The sequence below is a fragment of the Micromonospora sp. genome, from assembly GCF_048594385.1.
Taxonomy (GTDB): Bacteria; Actinomycetota; Actinomycetes; order Mycobacteriales; family Micromonosporaceae; genus Micromonospora; species Micromonospora wenchangensis.
The window spans coordinates 1-3,921 of the sequence record NZ_JBMDWU010000040.1 but is presented as its reverse complement, the minus strand read 5'-3'; the positions used below and the strand labels follow the sequence as shown (position 1 = coordinate 3,921).

General features: G+C 74.5%; 3 protein-coding genes and 1 pseudogene. 1 reads left to right on the top strand and 3 read right to left on the bottom strand.

The annotated features are described in order from the left end of the window. Both ACOJTC_RS01715 and ACOJTC_RS01710 read right to left on the bottom strand, forming a co-directional pair. Positions 1–402: pseudogene (locus ACOJTC_RS01715) on the bottom strand (magnesium chelatase); the annotation flags it as partial. A gap of 69 nt (positions 403–471) precedes the next feature. Then, on the bottom strand, positions 472–1,440 hold the full coding sequence (locus ACOJTC_RS01710; RefSeq protein WP_420115475.1) for an aldo/keto reductase: 969 nt from the start codon (positions 1,438–1,440) through the stop codon (positions 472–474). 101 nt (positions 1,441–1,541) lie between these two features. Between ACOJTC_RS01710 and mgrA the strand changes: the two genes are divergently transcribed. Next, complete coding sequence (gene mgrA / locus ACOJTC_RS01705) at positions 1,542–2,531, top strand: L-glyceraldehyde 3-phosphate reductase (protein ID WP_420115474.1); 990 nt, start codon at positions 1,542–1,544, stop codon at positions 2,529–2,531. A gap of 154 nt (positions 2,532–2,685) precedes the next feature. Here mgrA and ACOJTC_RS01700 read toward each other — a convergent pair whose 3' ends face one another. After that, complete coding sequence (locus tag ACOJTC_RS01700) at positions 2,686–3,645, bottom strand: lytic polysaccharide monooxygenase auxiliary activity family 9 protein (RefSeq protein WP_420115473.1); 960 nt, start codon at positions 3,643–3,645, stop codon at positions 2,686–2,688. Positions 3,646–3,921: the final 276 nt, after the last annotated feature.

Below are 3,921 nucleotides of genomic sequence, written 5' to 3'. Positions count from 1 at the left end.
CAGGTCGTCGCCGGCCTCGGCGACCAGCGCGCGGGAGGCCGGGGTGAGCGGGTGCAGGGGGTGCTCGTTGAGCACCGAGCCGGGCAGCACCGGGGTCCACTCGTCGAGCAGCGCCACCAGCGAGCGGATGAGTCGGGTCTTGCCCTGGCCGCGCTCGCCGAGCAGCACCATGTCGTGGCCGGCGAGCAGCGCCCGCTCGACCTCGGGCAGCACGCTGTCGTCGTAGCCGACGATGCCGGGGAAACGGTCCTCGCCGGAGCGCATCCGGGCCAGGAGGTTGTGGCGGAGTTCCTGCTTGACGGTCTGGTACCGGTGTCCGGCGGCGCGCAGTGCGCCGAGGGTGCCCGGCAGGTCGGCGGGCGGGACCGGGAGAGCCTGGTTGGGCGCAGTCACCCGACCCACGCTAGCGCGGTCCCGGCCGCGCCGCCCCCGGCACCGGAACCGACCCCGACCGGCCCCCGGACCGACACCTCACCGGCCGAGGCGGGCCCGGATCAGCTTCGGCAGCGCGGCCAGGCCGGTGACCGGCCGGAACCGCCGGGCGGCGGCGGCCAGCGCGGCGTACTCGTCGGCGGGCAGGTCGATCTCGGCGGCGGCGGCGTTGCGTTCCACCTGCTCGACGCCGGACGCACCCGGGATGGCCACCACGTTCGGGTGACGCAGCAGGTACGCCAGGGCGATCTGGCTCGGCGTGGCGTCGTGCGCGTCGGCCACCTCCCGCAGGGTGTCGATCAGCGCACCGCCCCGGGCCAGGTTCTCCGGCAGGAAGTACGGGTTGGCCCGGCGCACCGCCCCGGTCGGCGGGTGCGACGCGTCGTACCGGCCGGACAGGAACCCCTGGGCGAGCGGGCTGTACGCGATGACGATCCGCCCGGCCTGCTCCGCGTACGGGATCAGGTCCTCCTCGGGACCACGGTCGACCATGCTGTAACGGACCTGGTTGCTCAGTACCCGCCGGCCCAGCGCGGCCTCGGCGAACCGCCACCGGCGCAGCGGATAGTTGCTGACCCCGACCTCGCCGACCAGGCCGACGTCCTGCAGGGCGCGCATGCCGCGCATGGTGTGCGTGTCGGCCACCACCGGGTTGGCCTGGTGCACCTGGTAGAGGTCGATGCAGCCGACGCCGAGCCGGGCCGCCGAGGCGACCGCCCGCTGCTGCACCACCGGGGCGACCGGCAGCAGCGGGAAGATCTTGCTGGCCACCACGGCCCGGTCCCGGTCGCCGTCGAGCGCCGCACCGAGGATGCGTTCGCTGCGGCCGAAGCCGTACAGCTCGGCGGTGTCGAAGAGGGTCACCCCGAGGTCGCGGGCCCGCCTGACGATCTGCGCCGCCCGCTGCGCGTAGTCGGGCCCGTAGCCCCACTCGGTGGACCCGAACTGCCAGGTCCCCAGGCCGATCTTGGAAATGGGACGGGGGGTGTCGAGCGGGACGTAGCGCATGGCTCGAAGCTACCCCGGTGGCAGGCCCGCCGGGCGGGTCCCGCCAGGCCCACCGACGGTGGCCCGCCGCCGCAGGTCGGGGCCGGGTTAGGGTCGGGGGCGTGACCTACCTCGCCGCGGCCGACCGCTACGACCGGATGACCTACCGCCGCAGTGGGCGCAGCGGCCTGCGACTGCCCGCCCTCTCGCTCGGGTTGTGGCACAACTTCGGGCCCGACCGGCCGTTCGACAGGCAGCGGGACATCGTCCGCCGCGCGTTCGACCTCGGCATCACCCACTTCGACCTGGCCAACAACTACGGTCCGCCACCCGGCGCGGCGGAGGAGGCGTTCGGCCGGCTGCTCGCCACCGACCTCAAGCCGTACCGGGACGAGCTGGTGGTGTCCAGCAAGGCCGGCTACCTGATGTGGCCCGGCCCGTACGGCGAGTGGGGTTCCCGCAAGTACCTGATCTCCTCGCTGGACCAGTCGCTGCGCCGGATGGGGCTGGACCACGTCGACGTCTTCTACTCCCACCGCTTCGACCCGGACACCCCGCTGGAGGAGACGATGGGGGCGCTGGACGCCATCGTCCGGTCCGGCCGGGCGCTCTACGTCGGCGTCTCCAACTACGACTCGGAGCAGACCCGGCGGGCCGCCGAGATCCTGCGTGACCTGGGTACCCCGCTGCTGATCAACCAGCCGTCGTACTCGATGGTCAACCGGTGGACCGAGGACGACGGGCTGCTCGACACGCTCGCCGAGGTCGGGGCGGGCTGCATCGCGTACAGCCCGCTGGCCCAGGGGCTGCTCACCGACCGTTACCTCGACGGCATCCCCGCCGACTCCCGGGTCCGCACCAGCGTCTTCCTCGACGAGAGCGACGTGACCGACGAGAAGCTCGCCACCGTCCGGGGCCTCGCCGGGATCGCCGCGCGGCGGGGACGGACGCTGGCCCAGCTCGCCCTGGCCTGGGCGTTGCGCGACCCCCGGATGACCAGCCTGATCATCGGGGCGAGCAGCGTGGCCCAGTTGGAGGGCAACGTCGCCGCCCTGGCCCACCCCGACCTCACCCCCGACGACCTGACCGAGATCGACCGCCTCCTCCCCTGACCGGCCCCGCCCGTCCCGGCCCCGCCCGTCCCGGCGGGTCAGGGCTGTTGGGTCGGAGTGGGGGCTTCCGGGTCGGGTGATGCCGCCGTCGGGCCGACATTGCGTTGGTCGTGCCGCAAGGTTGATCTTGCTGGGCGGGTCGGCCCGCCGGGAGTCACCAGACGCGGCGGCGGCCGGCCCGGTGGTTGCGGACGCCGCAGGGGCGGCCGGGCGGGACGGGTGCCGGGCGGCGCAGCCAGGTCGCCACCAGCGCCACCAGCAGCACGGTCACCACCACCGCCGCGCCCACCACCAGTCGGAGGCTGCCGCCGCCGACCTGGGTCACCGACGCCACCGGTACGCCCGCCTCCTCGGCCGGGCCGGCGGACCCGTCACCGACCGGAGTCGCCCCGGCGGGGACGGCCGGATCCGGGCCGGCGTCGGCCGTCGTGCCGTCGGTCGGGTCGGCGGCGGCCGGGGCGGGGTCGACCGGGGTGGCCGCCAGCACGCCTTCCGCCGGGCGGAACAGCACGTCGGAGCAGGAATAGTAGGTGTCCGGGGTGTCGGAGTTCTGCCACACCGTGTAGATCAGGTGCCGCCCGGTCAACCCGGCGGGCAGCCGCCCCGGGATCTGGTACGACCCGTCCCGCAGCGGCGGGTCGGTCACCGACAGGAACGGGATCGTGTCGAGATCGGACCAGCGCAGCGGGGTTCGCGGGTCGTACCCGGAGCGGGTGGTGTAGAGCCGGAAGGTCCCCTTGTGCGGGATGGTGCCCCGGTAACGGAACGTGTACCTCGCACCGGGGGTCAGCTCGGTCGTCGGCCAGTCCGCCCTGGCCAGGTCCAGCCCCCGGTAGGCCGACAGCCCGCCGCTGCACAGCTCGCCGTCCGGGATGCGCTGCCGGTCGCGGCCGTTGACGCCGTACACCCGGATGTTGTCCCACTCGCGCACCGCCGCGCCGGCCGACACCGCCGCCAGGCAGGCGGGCGTCGAGACGTGCGGCCCCTCCGGGCCGCAGGCCGCCGAGCGGCTCAACGGGCTGGTCGGTGCGCCGTGCGCGGCGGCAGGGGCCGCGTCGAGCAGCACGGTCACCGCCACGACCGCGAGGGCGGCGAACGTTGCGCGTACGGTCATCTGGTCGACCTCCCGCCCTTGGTACGGACGCGGGCGGGCAAAGGTTCGACGGTACGGCGTGCGGGCCGGCGGCGGAGGGCCGGTTGCCTCTACAGTGACCGCACTTCCCGCATCAAGGAGTGCACGTGTCCGAGCCGGAACCGACGTCAGACTCCCCCGGGGGCAGCCCGCCGCCCGAACCCCCGCCCGCCGGCGGGATGCCGTACCTGTTGACCATGTCCGCCCGGGACGGGATGCCGCCGGCGATCAGCTGGCCCGGTCGGGCGGACGAGCCCG